The sequence below is a fragment of the Henriciella sp. genome (assembly GCF_029936995.1).
GTDB lineage: Bacteria > Pseudomonadota > Alphaproteobacteria > Caulobacterales > Hyphomonadaceae > Henriciella.
The window spans coordinates 362,044-378,052 of the sequence record NZ_JAPYRE010000002.1 but is presented as its reverse complement, the minus strand read 5'-3'; the positions used below and the strand labels follow the sequence as shown (position 1 = coordinate 378,052).

The 16,009-nt window shown below is 60.2% G+C and carries 18 protein-coding genes; 11 read left to right on the top strand and 7 right to left on the bottom strand.

Going from position 1 to position 16,009, the window contains the following annotated elements; all coding sequences use genetic code 11:
• Positions 1 to 79: 79 nt before the first annotated feature.
• Entirely contained in the window at positions 80 to 1,192 is a 1,113-nt protein-coding gene (locus Q1K31_RS06135; protein ID WP_300377816.1) for an aromatic ring-hydroxylating dioxygenase subunit alpha, read from the top strand.
• Positions 1,193 to 1,195: 3 nt separating this feature from the next.
• On the opposite strand, the gene Q1K31_RS06130 is transcribed toward Q1K31_RS06135, so the two are convergent.
• Together Q1K31_RS06130 and Q1K31_RS06125 are read right to left on the bottom strand one after the other, a co-directional pair.
• Complete coding sequence (locus Q1K31_RS06130) at positions 1,196 to 1,912, bottom strand: DUF1428 domain-containing protein (RefSeq protein ID WP_300377813.1); 717 nt, start codon at positions 1,910 to 1,912, stop codon at positions 1,196 to 1,198.
• A gap of 26 nt (positions 1,913 to 1,938) precedes the next feature.
• Entirely contained in the window at positions 1,939 to 2,619 is a 681-nt protein-coding gene (locus tag Q1K31_RS06125; protein WP_300377810.1) for a glutathione S-transferase family protein, read from the bottom strand.
• Between the two features lie 61 nt (positions 2,620 to 2,680).
• Between Q1K31_RS06125 and Q1K31_RS06120 the strand changes: the two genes are divergently transcribed.
• Positions 2,681 to 3,121 (top strand): MarR family winged helix-turn-helix transcriptional regulator, encoded by a 441-nt coding sequence (locus Q1K31_RS06120; protein WP_367187535.1) that lies wholly within the window; start codon positions 2,681 to 2,683, stop codon positions 3,119 to 3,121.
• A 46-nt stretch (positions 3,122 to 3,167) separates the two neighbouring features.
• On the opposite strand, the gene Q1K31_RS06115 is transcribed toward Q1K31_RS06120, so the two are convergent.
• Positions 3,168 to 4,928, bottom strand: a complete 1,761-nt coding sequence (locus Q1K31_RS06115) for a hypothetical protein (RefSeq protein WP_300377805.1) — start codon at positions 4,926 to 4,928, stop codon at positions 3,168 to 3,170.
• The gene (locus Q1K31_RS06110; RefSeq protein ID WP_300377802.1) at positions 4,918 to 5,052 is read right to left on the bottom strand and encodes a hypothetical protein; all 135 of its coding nucleotides are present in this window, start codon (positions 5,050 to 5,052) and stop codon (positions 4,918 to 4,920) included. The genes Q1K31_RS06115 and Q1K31_RS06110 overlap by 11 nt, the downstream gene beginning before the upstream one ends.
• A gap of 92 nt (positions 5,053 to 5,144) precedes the next feature.
• On the opposite strand from Q1K31_RS06110, the gene Q1K31_RS06105 reads away from it, so the two are divergent.
• From Q1K31_RS06105 to Q1K31_RS06095, 3 genes are read left to right on the top strand one after another with little or no spacing between them, the layout of a single operon-like run.
• Positions 5,145 to 5,726, top strand: coding sequence for a shikimate kinase (locus tag Q1K31_RS06105; RefSeq protein ID WP_300377799.1), 582 nt, complete (start codon positions 5,145 to 5,147; stop codon positions 5,724 to 5,726).
• 4 nt (positions 5,727 to 5,730) lie between these two features.
• A complete protein-coding gene (gene aroB / locus Q1K31_RS06100; protein WP_300377796.1) occupies positions 5,731 to 6,849 on the top strand; it encodes a 3-dehydroquinate synthase in 1,119 nt (372 codons plus the stop codon).
• A 3-nt stretch (positions 6,850 to 6,852) separates the two neighbouring features.
• Positions 6,853 to 8,130 carry an HlyC/CorC family transporter gene (locus tag Q1K31_RS06095; protein WP_300377794.1) on the top strand — a complete coding sequence of 426 codons (1,278 nt, stop codon included), beginning with the start codon at positions 6,853 to 6,855 and terminating at the stop codon, positions 8,128 to 8,130.
• A 26-nt stretch (positions 8,131 to 8,156) separates the two neighbouring features.
• Here Q1K31_RS06095 and Q1K31_RS06090 read toward each other — a convergent pair whose 3' ends face one another.
• Positions 8,157 to 8,942 (bottom strand): 3-hydroxybutyrate dehydrogenase, encoded by a 786-nt coding sequence (locus Q1K31_RS06090; RefSeq protein ID WP_300377790.1) that lies wholly within the window; start codon positions 8,940 to 8,942, stop codon positions 8,157 to 8,159.
• A gap of 77 nt (positions 8,943 to 9,019) precedes the next feature.
• On the opposite strand from Q1K31_RS06090, the gene Q1K31_RS06085 reads away from it, so the two are divergent.
• The 6 genes from Q1K31_RS06085 (at position 9,020) to Q1K31_RS06060 (ending at position 15,038) form a co-directional block, all read left to right on the top strand.
• The gene (locus Q1K31_RS06085; RefSeq protein WP_300377787.1) at positions 9,020 to 9,451 is read left to right on the top strand and encodes a DUF350 domain-containing protein; all 432 of its coding nucleotides are present in this window, start codon (positions 9,020 to 9,022) and stop codon (positions 9,449 to 9,451) included.
• A 13-nt stretch (positions 9,452 to 9,464) separates the two neighbouring features.
• The gene (locus Q1K31_RS06080) at positions 9,465 to 10,298 is read left to right on the top strand and encodes a serine protease (RefSeq protein ID WP_300377784.1); all 834 of its coding nucleotides are present in this window, start codon (positions 9,465 to 9,467) and stop codon (positions 10,296 to 10,298) included.
• Entirely contained in the window at positions 10,295 to 11,176 is an 882-nt protein-coding gene (gene pyrF / locus Q1K31_RS06075; protein WP_300377781.1) for an orotidine-5'-phosphate decarboxylase, read from the top strand. The genes Q1K31_RS06080 and pyrF overlap by 4 nt, the downstream gene beginning before the upstream one ends.
• Before the next feature lie 106 nt (positions 11,177 to 11,282).
• A complete protein-coding gene (locus tag Q1K31_RS06070) occupies positions 11,283 to 13,562 on the top strand; it encodes a PQQ-dependent dehydrogenase, methanol/ethanol family (RefSeq protein ID WP_300377778.1) in 2,280 nt (759 codons plus the stop codon).
• Between the two features lie 84 nt (positions 13,563 to 13,646).
• Positions 13,647 to 14,180 (top strand): TerB family tellurite resistance protein, encoded by a 534-nt coding sequence (locus Q1K31_RS06065; RefSeq protein ID WP_300377775.1) that lies wholly within the window; start codon positions 13,647 to 13,649, stop codon positions 14,178 to 14,180.
• 42 nt (positions 14,181 to 14,222) lie between these two features.
• Positions 14,223 to 15,038: a sulfotransferase family protein gene (locus Q1K31_RS06060; RefSeq protein ID WP_300377772.1), complete on the top strand. Its 816-nt coding sequence runs from the start codon at positions 14,223 to 14,225 to the stop codon at positions 15,036 to 15,038.
• 3 nt (positions 15,039 to 15,041) lie between these two features.
• On the opposite strand, the gene Q1K31_RS06055 is transcribed toward Q1K31_RS06060, so the two are convergent.
• The gene (locus tag Q1K31_RS06055; RefSeq protein WP_300377769.1) at positions 15,042 to 15,710 is read right to left on the bottom strand and encodes a glutathione S-transferase; all 669 of its coding nucleotides are present in this window, start codon (positions 15,708 to 15,710) and stop codon (positions 15,042 to 15,044) included.
• Positions 15,707 to 16,006 (bottom strand): YciI family protein, encoded by a 300-nt coding sequence (locus tag Q1K31_RS06050; protein WP_300377766.1) that lies wholly within the window; start codon positions 16,004 to 16,006, stop codon positions 15,707 to 15,709. The genes Q1K31_RS06055 and Q1K31_RS06050 overlap by 4 nt, the downstream gene beginning before the upstream one ends.
• Positions 16,007 to 16,009: the final 3 nt, after the last annotated feature.

Below are 16,009 nucleotides of genomic sequence, written 5' to 3'. Positions count from 1 at the left end.
CCCGGCTAGCAGGCGCATGCTGTCAAAGCGTCTGAATACGCTCTTTCTGCAGCATGGCAGCCGGGATAAAAGGCAAGGTATGGCCGACTCACAGACCCTCATCGACCGGAACAGCGAAGACCAGCCCGGCATCACGCCGGAAGGCTGGCTGACCGACAGCTGGTACCTGGCCTGCACGTCGAAGGAACTGAAGCCCGGCGGCCTGATCAACCGGATCATGCTGGACCAGCCCATAATGGTTGGACGCACCGCTGCGGGGGAAGCTTTTGCGCTTCGTGATATATGCCCGCATCGGCTCGTCCCCCTTTCAGCCGGCAAACAGGTCGACACGAATGGCGAGCCGACCGTGCAGTGCCCCTATCATGGCTGGCGGTTTGGTACGGACGGGGTCTGCCGGCACATGCCCTCCGTGCTGGAAGAGCAACCCTATGAGGCGAGCCGCTTCAAGGTGCGGCGCTATCCGGTACATGAAACAAACGGCATGGTTTTTGTCTTCATCTCGCATGATCCGAGGTTCTCAGATGAGCCGGATGTCCCGCCACCGGACTTTGGCAAACTGCCGGACACACCGAAATTCGTCATCCAGGAAGAATTCAACGCCCATATGGATGATGCCATTGTCGGGCTGATGGACCCGGCACATGTTGCGTTCGTCCACTCGCAATGGTGGTGGCGGCCCCCAAGCGCGGGGCTCAGACTGAAGGAAAAACCTTTTGTCCCGCGGGAACGTGGCTGGGCCATTGATCGCCATCAGCCCTCCTCCAATTCGCTGGCTTACAAGGCGGTCTTCGGGGGTGCCGTAACGACCGAGATCATTTTCCAGTTGCCGGGTTACCGCTGGGAAGTCATCGAGAACCAGAAGATGCGGCTTGTCACGCTGACCTGCCTTACACCCGTCTATGCCAAGAAGACGCGGATAACGCAGGTCACATGGTTTACCGGGGCGCCATTGCTCAATCTCGCAATTCCTGTGCTCAAAAGTGCCGCGCGCAAGTTCCTGCGCCAGGACGGCGACATCGTCGACCTCCAGAACGAAGGCATGAAATATCAGAAATCGATGATCTGGATTGACGATATCGACGTGCAGGCCAAGTGGTATCGCACGCTCAAGAAGGAATGGGCGGCCTCACGGACCGAGAACCGCCCCTTCGAAAACCCGGTCAGACCGGTCACGCTCAAATGGCGCAGCTAAAAACTAGCTTAGATCCAGGAGCGGCGAAAACCCGCCAAAGATCATGCGTTTGCCATCGAACGGCATTTCGCCGCCCTGCATCCGCTCATCTGCCATCATTTTTTCCCACCCGGCATCGCTGACCGCCTTTGAGGGCCACTCGACCAATCCGAAAGCTATCGCCTCATCTTCCTTCGCCTGCACGGCGCTCTGGAAATCCGTCACCTTTCCGACCGGCACATCCACACCCCAGGCATCAAGCAGGCGCGTGGCACCATGATCCTGGAAAACCTCGGCCATCCGCTTCGCAAAGGCGGCGTACTTCTCCCTGCCTTTGTCGGGTGCAGCCGCGACCATTCCGTTTACATAGCCGGTACCTGCAGCAGCACCGACATCTGACACAGTCTCGAAGCCGCCGAATATCATGCGCTTGCCGTCGAAGGGCATGGTCTCGCCCATTTCCTGCATACGCGGATCGGACTGCATTTTCTCGTCCATCGCCCTGGCAACTTCCTGGGAGGGGAACTCCATCCAAGAAAAGACGATCTTCTCGCCAGGCTCTGCCTTCACCGCCTTGCGAAGGTCGGTAAGCTCGCCCTCCGGCACGTCTTCTTCCCACGCCTCGACCAGACGGGTCACGCCATGGTCCTTGAATATCGGAAATGCGTCGGCTGCATGCTTGCGATAGGCCTCCTTGTTGCCCTCCGGAACAGCGGCCACAAAACCCATAATATAGCTCATGCTCTTTTCTCCTGCATAAAGTCGGATCAGGCCGGAAATCCTTCAGGCGCTTTTCCAGTGAAATCTGCCATTTGCGCTTCAAGCGCGCGCTGGAAGGCCGGGCGGCCCATACAACGCTTCAGGTAAGCTTCGAGATTGGGATATCCGGAGAGGCCGAGATACCGGTCAATCTCCCTGAGAACTGTCGTCATGGCGATGTCGGCAATCGTGAAACGTCCGGTAAAATACTCCTTGTCTCCCAGCGCCGCCGAAACCGGCTTCAGGCGCTCATGCACGAAAGCCTCCAGGCTTGGCTTGCGCAGCTTCGCCCATTCCTGGTCGGCATGTACGATATGGACGAAGAAAAGCTCGAACATGAACGGCTCGATACTGTTCAGGGCCGCAAACAGCCAAGCATGTGTCGCCGCCCGGCCAGCCGGGTCCTTCGGCATCAGTATGTCGCTCTTCTCCGCGAGATGCAGAAGGATCGCGCCGGACTCGAAGATACTTAGATCACCGTCCGTCATGACAGGGACCTGACCGAATGGTTGCGCAGCGATGTAGGTCTCGGACCTTGGTTCAGCGGCGTGCAAAAGCGTGGTGCGATAGGCTATTCCAGCCTCTTCCATCGCCCAGCGTGGCCGGAGATCCCGCACGAACCCCTGCGCGAAATCTGGCACCCAGTTGAAAGCGGAAATTTCAATATCGGCATGCTGGTCGAGTGGCATGTAACAGCTCCAGAACACATCTTGACTATTTACGTTGATATCAACATATTATGTCATGTCAATGACGAATCAGGTATCTTTCAAAACAACACTTCATGTGCGCGATCATTGCCTTTGCCTCGCGGCGCAAAAAGCTGCGCGTGCGCTGGCGCGGAGATTCGACGAGGCCTTCAGGCCGCTCGGGCTGACCAATGGCCAGTTCTCCCTGCTCATGTCGCTGAACCGTCCCGAGCCCCCGCCGATAGGGCCCGTGGCAGACCTGCTGGCAATGGACCGCACCACGCTGACAGCAAACCTGAAACCGCTCGAGCGGCGCGGACTGGTCAAGGTCATCCCCGCGCCAAAGGACAGGCGTATCCGGCTGCTTAAGCTCACGCAGGACGGTCAGGAACTGCTCGCCGAAGCAGCAGAGATATGGACACGCGAGCATGCCGCCGTCGACCGCCTGTTAGGCGACGAGACGGCGGATGCGCTCCGAGAAGGACTGGCTGCGCTCGCCTAGCGCTTACAGGTGGCGCGCATGAAGGCTATTGCGAATGATATCCCGTTTATCCCGCAGGCTGTGCCGCAAGGCGCCATAGCCCTGCAGCTTCCAGCGCCAGCGCCTTCGCATCACGCAGGGCATCCATGCGCTGCAAACTCCAGAGCAGGGTGGAAAGGTCCGCGCCCGAAAGCTCACCCGGCGCACCATTGGTCTGGGACAAGATGCCAAGGAGCGCCTCTCCTGTAGCGCCGTTGCGTTCTGCCGCCTCAATCGCGGCAAGCATGCCTGCATCTATACGCCGCGCACCTCTATCGGACCGCGCAAGCGCTGCACGGGCGGATGCGGGAACCGGCATGTCCAGCCCGGCCCAGACGGAGAATAGTGTCAGCGCAGCCGCTTCCTGGGCTGGCTCCACACCCATCTCGATCAGCGTGCCAGCAAATTCGTCTGGCTCGACATCGCGGCGCTCGCCACCGAAAACAGAAGCATAGCCCTCCAATAGCGCGAACCGGAACCGATCGGCTTCTTCAAGCGCCTCTGGGTCTGTCACATCCAGCCACTTGTCGGTGAGGCTTATATTTCCTGTCTCCATGGCTGCCGCCGCGAAAATGAATGCGCTGCCTGCGGTGTCATCATCAGCCGGGATCTCTTCCAGTGCAGCCTCAAAAAGACGCGCCCGTGCCGCAAACTCATCATGGCTCTCCACCGTTCGAAGGGCCTGGCTGACGGCAAGCGACTGTTCTTCCGCCAGTGATATCTCATCATCTCTGCCGGCTTCGGAAACATTCTCATCAAGGTCGCCGGGACGTACAGGCCCTATCCAGTCCTCGCGGCTTGAACGCAGGTCGACCGGCCCGTTTGCACGCGACGGGAGATCATATTCCAGCATTTCCGGCTCAGGCTCCTTTGCCAGCACGGCAAAAGCGGCCTCAATGTCATTTGAGGGCTCGAAACCCGCTTCGCTCACTTGCGCGCGGTAGAGTTCACGGTGTGTATCCGGCGACAGCATGTCGGCGCGTGCCGCTATGCCTGCCGCCGCCAGACGCAGATTGAGCGGACGCTCATCGTTACGGGCAATGCGTGCGGCAATGTCGGGACGTGCTTCGCTGATACTGTCTTCATCAGGCTCAAGTTCCGCCAGGTCCGACAACGCAAGCTCGATGCCCGAACCATAACGCGCTGCAGGCTTCTCCTCCTGCTCCCCAAGGACAGCGAAGCCGACGTTCCCGAACCAGGGACTGGCGCCTTCCTGCTGGCCCGCAATCTCGATGGCGAGTTCTGCCACACCATCCCGGCTGGCCTCGAGCGCACATATGGCCCGTAACTCGGACCAGAAGCGCCCTTCGCCAGACGTATTCATCTGCGCGCAGACCACTTCCCGCTCGCCTTCGACCAGGCGTTCGTCGGAAAGAATTATATCCGGGTTGACGCCGTCCAGCGACACATTCGCCTGATCGGCCAGGCTTGCGGCGGCGCGGCGCTCGCCCAGTGCAAGCAAGGCCTCAACACGCGCTGCCTGAAAAGCTTTATCCTCACTTCCAGCCGTATCCGGCGCAGAACTCGGTGCTCGCAAAGCCCGGCTGAGAAGCTGTTTCTCCGGCAGGGACAGCGATGTGACATCAATGCCCTCCATCAGATCCAGGAGATACCCAATGTCAGATCCGGTCCAAAGCCCTCGTCCAAAGTCCTCTTCGCTACGGTCGAGGTAACTCACACCCCAGGCGCTGACATCCCCAAGTCCGCTGGACTCGATCTGGGCGGCACCAGGCAGGCACAGGGCGGTCGCGATGATGCCGGCCGTCCATGTCCGTGCACTAAAAGACATTCTCGATCTCCATGCGCATCTCGCCCTCCTCCGGCATGGCGGAATCCACCTCCCGGCCAAGCCACCAGATTGCTGCCAGTACGCCCACAATCAGGACACCGAACAGGATGAACCACTTACGCAAAACCAAACCTCTTTCTCCGGCCTCGAATCGCCGGAATCATTGCCCGCCACGTGCGAGACTGTATAGGACAGTCAGCAGGGAAGCGAAAACCCATGACGACAAAGAGTACATACTCAAGCGACGCTGGCAGAATTGAGGCGGCCATTGCAGACCGGACAATTGCACTGGTCGGACTGATGGGCGCTGGCAAATCGACCGTTGGCAAACGCCTGGCCAATACGCTTGGCCGTGACTTCTATGACAGTGACGACGAAATCGAGAAAGCCGCGGGTCTTTCCATTTCCGACATCTTCACCCTGCATGGGGAAGCAGAGTTTCGCCGGGGTGAGCGCCGCGTCCTTGAACGGCTCCTCAATCAGCCTCCTCATGTCCTTGCGACAGGCGGCGGCGCCTATCTCAATTCCGAGACCCGTGCCCTGCTGCAGGAAAAGGCAGTGACAATCTGGCTCAACGCCGATCTCGAAACTCTCTGGCGGCGCGTTTCCAAGCGCAGCCATCGTCCCCTCCTGAAAGCTGATAACCCGAAAGGCGTTCTGGGAAAGCTGCTGAATGAGAGGACGCCGATCTATGAACAGGCCGACCTTGTCGTGCGCAGCGAGGAAGGCCCCCACAAGGCCACGGTGAATTCCATTCTCAAAGCGCTTGATCTGTGGTCAAAGGCCCAACATGGCTGAAACGATGACTGAAGACAGACAGGTGCGCGTCGAGCTTGGCGAGCGCAGTTACGACATCCTGATCGGTGAGAACCTTCTCGACAGGGCCGGGCAGTTCATGTCGCCTCTGATCCGCCAGCCACGTACTTTTGTCCTGACCGATGAACATGTCGGCAAACTCTATGCCGAGCGCCTGGAAGCAGGCCTGAAGACGTCCGGCCTGTCCATGCGGATGCACACGGTCGCACCGGGCGAAAGCTCAAAGAGCTGGGAAACACTGGGCCATGTGCTCGACTGGCTGCTCTCTGAAGGCGCAGGACGCGACGATGTTCTCATCGCGCTCGGCGGGGGCATCGTCGGCGACCTGGCCGGCGTTGCAGCTTCGCTGATGAAACGCGGCATGAAGTTCGTACAGGTGCCAACAACCCTGCTCGCACAGGTGGACAGTTCTGTCGGCGGCAAGACGGCAGTGAACGCGCCGCAAGGCAAGAATCTGGTCGGTGCATTCTACCAGCCACAACTTGTGCTGGCCGATACATCGGTATTGCAAACACTGCCACAGCGCGAGCGTCTCGCCGGCTATGCCGAAATCGTGAAGTATGCCCTGATCGATGATCCGGCTTTCTTTGAATGGCTGGAGCAGAACGGCATGGGCGTCGTTTCACTCGAGCCCGAAGCGCTGGCTCATGCTGTGGCCGTCTCGTGCGCAGCAAAGGCCCGCATTGTCGCGCAGGACGAGACAGAATCCGGCGTACGCGCCCTGCTCAATCTCGGCCACACATTCGGCCATGCCCTGGAAGCGGCCAACGGGTTCAGGTCATCGCTCCTGCACGGGGAAGCGGTTGCGGCGGGGATGGCGCTGGCCCTTCGCTACTCTGTCCGGCAGGGCCTGATGGATAGCCAGGATGCGGTACGCGCCACGCGGCTGCTTGAATCTGCAGGCCTTGTAACACAGTTAAAGGCATTGCCGGGCGGGCCTTATCCTGCAGATACGCTGACGGAAGCCATGAAGCAGGACAAAAAAGCACGCGCAGGCCAGGTTCCTCTGATCCTGGCACGCGGTCTCGGCAAGGCATTCATCCAACCGGACGCGGACCTTTCCGATGTTCGGGAATTTCTCAATGCGGAGCTTCAGCAGGGCTGATCCATGATTATCGGAACATCTGTCGCCATCCTGTTCCTTCTCGGGATGTCGGCTTTCTTTTCGGGCTCCGAGACAGCCCTGACGGCAGCCTCCCGCAATCGCATCCACCAGCTTGAGCGTGACGGAGACAAGCGGGCCGCGCTTGTCAGCAGCCTCATCTCTGACCGGGAACGTCTGATTGGCGCAATCCTGCTCGGAAACAACCTCGTCAACATCCTTGCTTCTGCACTTGCGACAAACCTGTTCGCGAGCCTGCTGCCCGGCGGCATGGGCGTAGCCGTGGCAACGGCCGTCATGACGGTCCTTGTTCTCGTCTTCGCCGAAGTTCTGCCGAAGACCTATGCCATTACACGCGCCGACTCGATGGCCATGTCAGTCGGCAAGCCGATTTCATGGCTTGTCGCCACGGTCGCTTGGATCACGGTCATGATCCAGGTCGTGGTCAATGCAACGCTCCGCCTCGTGGGCGCTGGTGCGCCAGATGCGACATTCACAGCGGAGGAGGAAATCCGCGGCGCAATCGACTACCATCACTCCGAAGGTGGCGTGGACGAGGCCGACAGGCACCGGCTTGTCGGCGCGCTGGATCTCAAGGACATGACCGTCGAAGAGGTGATGATCCACCGCAAGAACATCACCATGCTCGATGCATCGCAACCGCCCGGCGAAATAATCAAGCAGGCACTCAATAGCCCGCACACGAGGATCCCGCTCTACAATGCAGAGGAAGACGAGATCACCGGCATTCTCCACATGAAGGACCTGCTGCGCGCGGTGGTTCACGAGAAAGGCTCGGTCGATGACGTCAACTTCGAGGGCCTGCTGAGGGAACCCTGGTTCGTCCCGGAGACCACACCCCTCCAGGACCAGCTCGACCTCTTCCTCAAGGAGCGTAATCATTTCGCCCTCGTTGTCGACGAATATGGCGAGCTACAGGGCCTGCTGACACTTGAGGATATTCTCGAAGAGATTGTCGGTGACATCCATGACGAACACGACGTCGCCGTCGAGGGTGTGCGCCCGCAGGCTGACGGGTCAGTCATGGTCGAGGGCTGGGTGACAATCAGAGACCTCAACCGGGCCACAGGATGGAGCCTGCCGGATGATGAAGCTGTTACCGTGGCTGGCCTTCTCATCCACGAAGCGCAGACCATCCCTGAGCCGGGACAGCGTTTTGCCTTTCACGATCACCGGTTCGATGTCATCCGCAAGACTCGTAACCAGATTACAGGCCTCAGGGTCTCGCCGGTGCCGGAAGAAGAGCCGCGCGAAGACAACTAGGCAGCCAAAAGCCTGCCAGGTCGCAGCTAGTGGGCGGCCCAGCCACCATCCATCTGCATCAATGCCCCGTTGACCTGATCGCCAGACGGGCTTGTCAGGAATACTGCCATCGCCGCGACCTGCTCAGCCGTGACAAACTGCTTGGTCGGCTGGGCAGCCAGCAGGACATCCCGCTTTACTTCCTCTTCGCTGATCCCGCGTGCCCGCGCCGTATCGGTAATCTGCGCGTCGACGAGCGGTGTATGGACATAGCCAGGACAGATGGCATTGCAGCGCACGCCATGTTCGGCCCCCTCAAGCGCGACCACCTTGGTCAGCCCGGCAATACCATGCTTGGCCGCGACATAAGCGGCCTTGTAGGGCGAGGCGACAAGCGCATGGGCGCTCGCCGTATTCACGATCCGCCCCCAGCCCTTTTCTTTCATGCCCGCCATCGTCATGCGCGTTGTATGAAACGCCGCGCTGAGATTGAGGGAGATGATGAGATCCCACTTGGCGACCGGGAAGTCCTCAACCGGGGCGACATGCTGTACGCCGGCATTATTGACCAGGATATCGACGCCGCCAAAATCCCGCGTGGCATAGCCGATCAGGCCCTCAATTGCTTCGGGATCCGTCAGGTTCGCACCGGAAAAACCCACCTTCACGCCGAACCGGCTTTCAAAATCGGCAACCAGTTTTTCATCCTCGCCTGGCTCGACCAGGCCGTTGAGAACAATATCGGCCCCTTCTGCTGCAAGAGCTTCGGCTATCGCCTTTCCGATACCACTGGTTGATCCGGTGACGAGGGCCGTTTTTCCACGATGCAGCATGTGCGCTCCATTCTCCTTGAGTGAGCTGTCAGGCTTGTTTAGGACAATCCTTCAAAAGACAGAAGAGCGAGGCGTGAATGGAGTCAGTATTGCAGTCCTTCCAGGAAGGTTTTCCAACATTCCTGCTCTGGACCGGGACCGCCGGTGTCATGCTGATCCTCGCATCAACGGTCTATATCCTGCTGACCCCCTGGAAAGAGCTGGCGCTGGTGCGCGGCGGTAACGGCACGGCTGGTCTGGCGCTGGCCGGGGCGATTGTCGGCCTGGCAATTCCGCTCGCCTCCTGCCTGGCCTCCAGTGTTTCGCTGCTTGATCTCATGTTGTGGGGGCTTGTTGCCCTCATCCTGCAACTGCTGGCCTACCGGCTGACCGACCTGCTCCTGCGCGATCTGCCCAGACGCATACAGGATGATGAAGCCGGCGCCGCGATTGTCTTGATTTCGACAAAACTTGCGAGTGCAATGCTTCTGGCCGCAGGGCTGTGGGATCCAGCCCTGCAACGCATTTAGGAGGAGGGCCGAGGTGTTTCGTCACATCCCGGACTGGATGGTTTACACACTCGCCCTGTTCGCGATTGTTGGCGGAGTCTTCTCCACGACTCCGGATCAGAATGCGCCGCCTGCCACGCCGGATTCGATCGAACGAGACGGTGCCACCCTTCCCCCGCCATCCGCCTATGACGAAACCGTCCTTGTCCGTGTCGAGACACCAAAGGACGGCATCGGATCGGCTTTCCTGATCAATGCCGACGGACAGTATCTGACAGCACGTCATGTGGTGGAAGGCTGTGACGACGTTTCCCTGCTTGTCGCGCCGGGTCAGTACCTTCCCGTAAAGGACATTTCCGTATCGGGTACGAGCGATCTGGCACTGATGACAGCCAAGCCGAGCGCATCGCCTGTGGCACTTGATACCTCCGCCGATATGCGGATCGGCAGCTATGGCTTTCATGTCGGCTATCCGCAGGGGCGCCCGGGGGAAGCTGCCAGCCGGCTCATCTCGCGCTCGCGCCTTGTCACCAGCGGTTTGCGCAGTGGTGAGGAGTCGGTTCTCACATGGGCCGAGACCGGCCGTACCAGCGATCTTGAGGGTCCCCTGGGTGGCTTGAGCGGGGGACCTGTCTATGACTCCGAGGGCCGGGTGCGTGGAGTGATCATCGCAGAAAGCCCGCGTCGCGGGCGCATCTACAGCGCTTCGCCGGAAGCGATTGCAAAGTTTCTTGCTGCCCAAGGCGTTGAACCGATCGGGGAGCGGCCTGTGCCGTTCAATCCCCAATCCTATGGCGGTGCAGCAGACCGGGCACGCCGTAACCTGCAGGTCGTCAAGGTGGCCTGCCGTGTGGGGACAAGCTCATGACGGCATTCGCAGACAGGCTTCTGGCGGCCACCGATGCCCATGGCCCGCTCTGTGTCGGGATCGATCCGCATGCCGGACGCATCCCCGACCTGTTCGGCGGCGACACGCCGGACGGACTGGAAAACTGGGGTCTCGCCATGGTCGAGGCTGCCGCCGGACGCGCCGGCGTCATCAAGCCCCAGTCCGCCTTTTTCGAACGACATGGCTGGCAGGGCATGCGCGCCCTGACCCGAATTCTCGAAGCCGCCCGTGAGGCCGGACTGATTGTCCTCATGGACGCCAAGCGTGGAGATATTGGCTCAACGGCAGAAGGCTATGTGTCGGCTTTTCTCGCCCAGGATGCACCGTTTCCATGCGATGCCCTCACCATCAATCCTTATATGGGGCTCGACACGATCGAACCGCATGTCGCCGCTGCAGAAGCTAATGGAAAGGGCGTCATCGTCCTTGCCCGTACATCGAACCCCGGTTCGGCGGACTTCCAGTCCAGGAACCTTGAGGGCGCACCACTGTTCGAACGTGTCGTCGAGGCGCTCGGCCCGGCGATGGGCCGCCTCAAAGGCGAGAGTGGCTGGTCCGGTCTGATGCTCGTGACGGGCGCCACAGGGCCGGACGAAGCCCGCCGCCTGCGGATGCTCGCACCTGATGCGCTTTTCCTCGTGCCCGGTTATGGCGCACAAGGTGCCGGGGCCAGCGAGGCCCTCGCCGGGTTTCAGCAACGCGGCAACCGGCTTACCGGCGGCGTCGTCAGTGCTTCGAGGTCTGTGAGTTTCCCGCCGGAGGCGCTGAATGCAGATAGCCTTGACGACTGGCGCACGGCTGTGACGGCAGCAATCAATGCCGCACAGGCCGACCTGTTCTCGGCAGCGGGCGGCTAAGCTTACCCTGCGTATATCTCGACAAGCGCAGCCAATCCCGTAGCATGTGTTCGAGTGCCCAGCCTGCAGAAGAACAGGCGGGCAAGAGGGAACACAGGGAGCGACCATGAAAACACCAGGCCTGTTTGCAGCAGCGGCCCTGTCAGCGGTGTGGCTGACAGCATGCGGCAATCCATCCGGCGACCCGGAAAGCGCCGACGCTAATTCCGATGAAACCAGCGAAAATACGGCAGGGCCGGAGGCAGACAGCGCGGATGAAGCCGCTGCTGATGCACCGGCGTCTGGCGTCGATGAAGAACGGCTCCTGCAGGCTGCCTCCACGCCTGAAGAATGGCTAAGCTATAACGCGACCTATGACGAACAGCGCCATTCCGGCCTGACGGGCATCACCAAGGAAAATGTTTCCGAGCTTTCGCCTGCCTGGGTCTATGACCTGCAGACAGGCCGCGGCATCGAATCGACGCCGATCGTTGTCGATGGCGTGATGTATGTGACCTCCTCATGGTCGGTTGTTTATGCGCTCGACCCGGTCACAGGCGAGGAACTGTGGGTCCATGACCCCGGTGTCGACCGTTCCATGGCTGTGAAGGCCTGCTGTGATGTCGTGAACCGGGGTGTCGCCGTCTATGATGGCAAACTCTATCTCGGCGTGATCGATGGCCGGCTTCAGGCGCTGGATGCGGAGACAGGCGATGTCGTCTGGAGCAAGGTCACGGTCGACCAGTCCAAACCCTACACCATTACTGGCGCGCCGCGCATCGTGAAAGGCAATGTCCTGATCGGCAATGGCGGGGCGGAACTCGGCGTACGCGGCTATCTTTCCGCCTATGACGCCGAGACAGGTGAGCTCGACTGGCGCTTCTACACAGTGCCCAATCCGGACAAGGAGCCTGATGGCGCCGCCTCCGACGAAATCTTCGCCGAACTCGCCAACGAGACATGGGGCGACGATGGCGCATGGGTCACAGATGGTGGTGGCGGCACTGTCTGGGATTCGATTGTCTATGACACCGAGAATGACCAGGTCATTTTCGGCGTCGGCAACGGCTCGCCATGGAACGCCGACCTTCGCGACCCCAATGGTGGCGACAATCTCTTCGTCTCCTCCATTGTCGCGGTAGATGCCGATACGGGCGCCTACAAGTGGCACTTCCAGACCACGCCGCGTGACAACTGGGACTACACAGCCACCCAGCATATCATGCTGGCCGAGCTTCCCGTGGGCGAGGATGGCGAGACGCGCCGTGTTGTCATGCAGGCGCCCAAGAACGGCTTCTTCTACGTTCTCGACGCGGAAACCGGCGAATTCATCTCCGGCGAGCCATTCGCCAATATCAACTGGGCGGAAGGCCTCGATGAAGACGGCCGCCCGATAGAGAACCCGGAAGCGCGCAACAACGACCCGGCAACCTATAACGGCTTTGTACAGGTGCCAGCCCCCTATGGCGCACACAACTGGCATCCGATGGCCATGAACCCGGAACTCGGCCTGGTCTACATCCCTGTCCAGGAGCTTGGTCAGGCCTATATCACCGACCCGCGTTTCAAATCGAAACCCGCCAAGTGGAATACGGGCATGGATTTCTCCGCCGGCATGCCGCTTCGCTATCCCGAAGGTACGGTTTCGGCCATGCGTGCGGCCACAAAGGGCGCGCTCGTCGCATGGGACCCGGTCGAACAGGAGGCCCGCTGGAGCATCGATCATTCAGCCGCGTGGAATGGCGGCATCCTCTCGACCGAAAGCGGTGTCGTGTTCCAGGGCCGCCTCGATGGCACTTTCGCCGCCTATGATGCGGCAACAGGCGAACAGCTCTGGAGCGAGCAGCTGCATTCAGGTGCGCTCTCCGGTCCCGGCACCTATGAAATCGATGGCGAGCAGTACGTCACCATTACGACGGGCTGGGGACACGCGTTCGGCCTGGCCGCAGGCTTCCTGTTCGAGGACCAGGTCCCCCCGGCTGTCGGCAAGGTCATTACCTTCAAGCTGGGCGGAGAAGCCGAGATTCCGCCACTTGATGACAGCATGCTCGTTGAGCCCGAACCACAGACAGAAGAATTCGGCGACGAGGAAATGCTACAGGCCGGTCTCGTCCACTACTCGCGCAACTGCGCGGTCTGCCACGGCATGCTGGGTATCAGCTCCGGCGTCCTGCCAGACCTGCGCTGGTCATCCTACACGGCCAATGCCGATGCCTGGGACGCTGTCGTCATCGACGGCAACCTTTCGGCCAATGGCATGGTCTCGTTCTCGGATGTCATCACACCGGAAGATGCCGAGGCCATCCGGGCTTATGTCGTCTCGCAGGCGCACCTCGCCAAGGGTGATGGTGCATCCGCAAGCCAGGACGGAACGGAAGCCGAAGCCGATAGCGAAAGCCCCGAATAGAAACAGCTCCGGGCGACTTCTTCGCTTCAATTCCTTGGCCGCAGGCCCTACACTCCCCGGCAGACCCTGTCGGGGAGTTTTTTCATGCACATCCTGCTCGCCATCATCGGAGTACTGAGCTTTCTTGCCGTATGGTACTGGCGCATCAAGATGATTTCAGGCGCTGCTCGCGGCAGTTATGACGCCGCCAAAACCGTCGTGAATTTCCCGCGCCGCCATGCTTTCCGCAAGAAAGCCGGCAGGACAGGACTCAAGACGGTCACGGACCCGCGCGAGGCCGCAGCCATCATGATGCTCGAAGTCGCTCGCACGCGCGGCACGGTAAACGAAGCGCAGGAAGCTGCCATAAGGGCAGAGATGATCGAACATTTCGGTTTCAGCGACAGCCAGGCTCAAGCATGGATCACCGAGGCCGGTTTCAGATTGCGCGAAGACGTTGCTCCACATGCCGTCATCACACGTATGAGCGATGTCATCACAGGCACGCCGGGCATGGGCCCAAAGGAGTTCGACGATCTGTGCGCCATGCTGGAAAACGTCGCCGTCTCCGACGGTCATGTCAGCACGGAGGAACGCGACCTCATACAGATATGGCGGCAGAAAGCCGGGCTGAACTGATAGGCTTGGCAGAAATTAACGGGGCACAGTAAGAGAACCGGCATGGACACAGCCTACGCCAAACGCCTGCGCAAGGATAACTGGGGAAATTTCTCCATCCTGCGCCATCGTGCCTTCGACGGCATGCTCGTCACATCGAAGAATTCCGGCACCCATTGGGTGAAATACATGTTCGCCGTGGCGCTTGCAGACACATTTGGCGTCGAACGACCAAAATACTTCTCGGAAGATGCCGTTCGGCCCTATATCGGCTGGCCGAAAGACAAGCCGACTTTTCCCGCGCTGCCCCGGCTCGCCTTCAGCCACACCATCCCGCACCGGCTGGCAGACTGGCGGTGGGCACGTTCGCTCGCCGGACTGCCGCCTTATGTCCTCTTCGTGCGCCACCCGATGAGCATTCTTGCCAGCCACCACACCAAGTGGAACCATGAGCTGAACATCAGCTGGCTCGACTTCCTGCGTGGAGACCCGTCCGGCGATATCTTCAAGTGCGATCTCTACTGGATCGCCCGGTTCTGGAACCGCTGGGGCGAGGTCATGGAGTCGGCAGGCGACCGCATCTATCGTGTTCATTATGAAGACACGCGCGCCAACCCCCGTGCCATTCTCGGTGGCATGGCGGCCCACTGGAAGGTCTCTCTTACTTCGAAGGCGATGGATGCCGCGCTCAAGGCAGGCACCAAGGACGCCATGGCGAAAAAGGTCGACCCGGAAGCCGAAGCCAACGTGCTTCAGTTCCGCAAGACCCCGATCAAGGAACAGTTTTCGGGGGACGCGCTCGAAATCTATCGCGAGAAGGTCAAAGAGCTGTTCCGTTATGATCTCGGCTATGACCTCCTGAACTTCCCGAAGGCCTGAGCCCTAGCGAACCCAGGCTCGCCGACCTTCAGGCCCATATTCGATCATCCATGGCTCGTCCTCGGCCTGAGCGGCGAGTTCGACCATCAGGGGATGAGCCAACACAGCATCCATGTACGCCTGCGCACGGTCCGTCCGCGGCAGGTCATAGGTCTGAAAGCGCGTGACCACTGGGGCATAAACAGCGTCGGCGGCGCTCCATTCCCCAAACAGAAACGGCCCACCTTCACCGAAATGCTCGCGCGTCTCCGTCCAGATACGGTCAACGCGCGCTATATCGCCCGTGAGCGTTTCTGTGAGCTCAGGCGTTTCATGGCGGGAACGTATATCCATGGGACACGCCTTGCGAAGTGCGGGAAAACCGGAATGCATTTCCGCTGATATCGCGCGGGCACGGGCGCGGGCCTTGGACGATTGTGGCCACACATTCTTGTCCGGAAAACGTTCCGCCAGCCATTCGATTATGGCCAGCGAATCCCAGACCGTCTCGTCGTCCCAGACAAGCAATGGGACCTTTCGGTTAGGGCTTACAGACGCAAGCCGCTCCGACGTTTCGGGAAAATCCAGAGGAACGATTTCTTCCTCGATATCCAGGCCGACATGGCGGGCCATCAACAGCGCCCGTATCGACCAGCTGGAATAGTTCAGATTTCCACTCAGGAAGAGTCTCATACGTCCGGCTTCCCCTTGCCCAGCAACCATTTGAAAGGAACGATCTCGACACGGTCAAACAGACCCGCTTTCGCATACGGGTCTTCAGCGGCCCAGTCGCGCACCTCCTCAAGGGAGTCGAACTCAATGACGAAGGTCGACCCCGCAAATGTCTCGCCATCCTCGGCAAAAACCGGGCCGGCCATGTGGATCCTGTCAGCATATTGCCCGGCCCACTCCAGGTGCGCGGGCCTGTTGTCCATGCGCACATCGCGTGAACCGGCCTTGTCGCGGGCATTTATGAGAAAAAGCGGCATGGA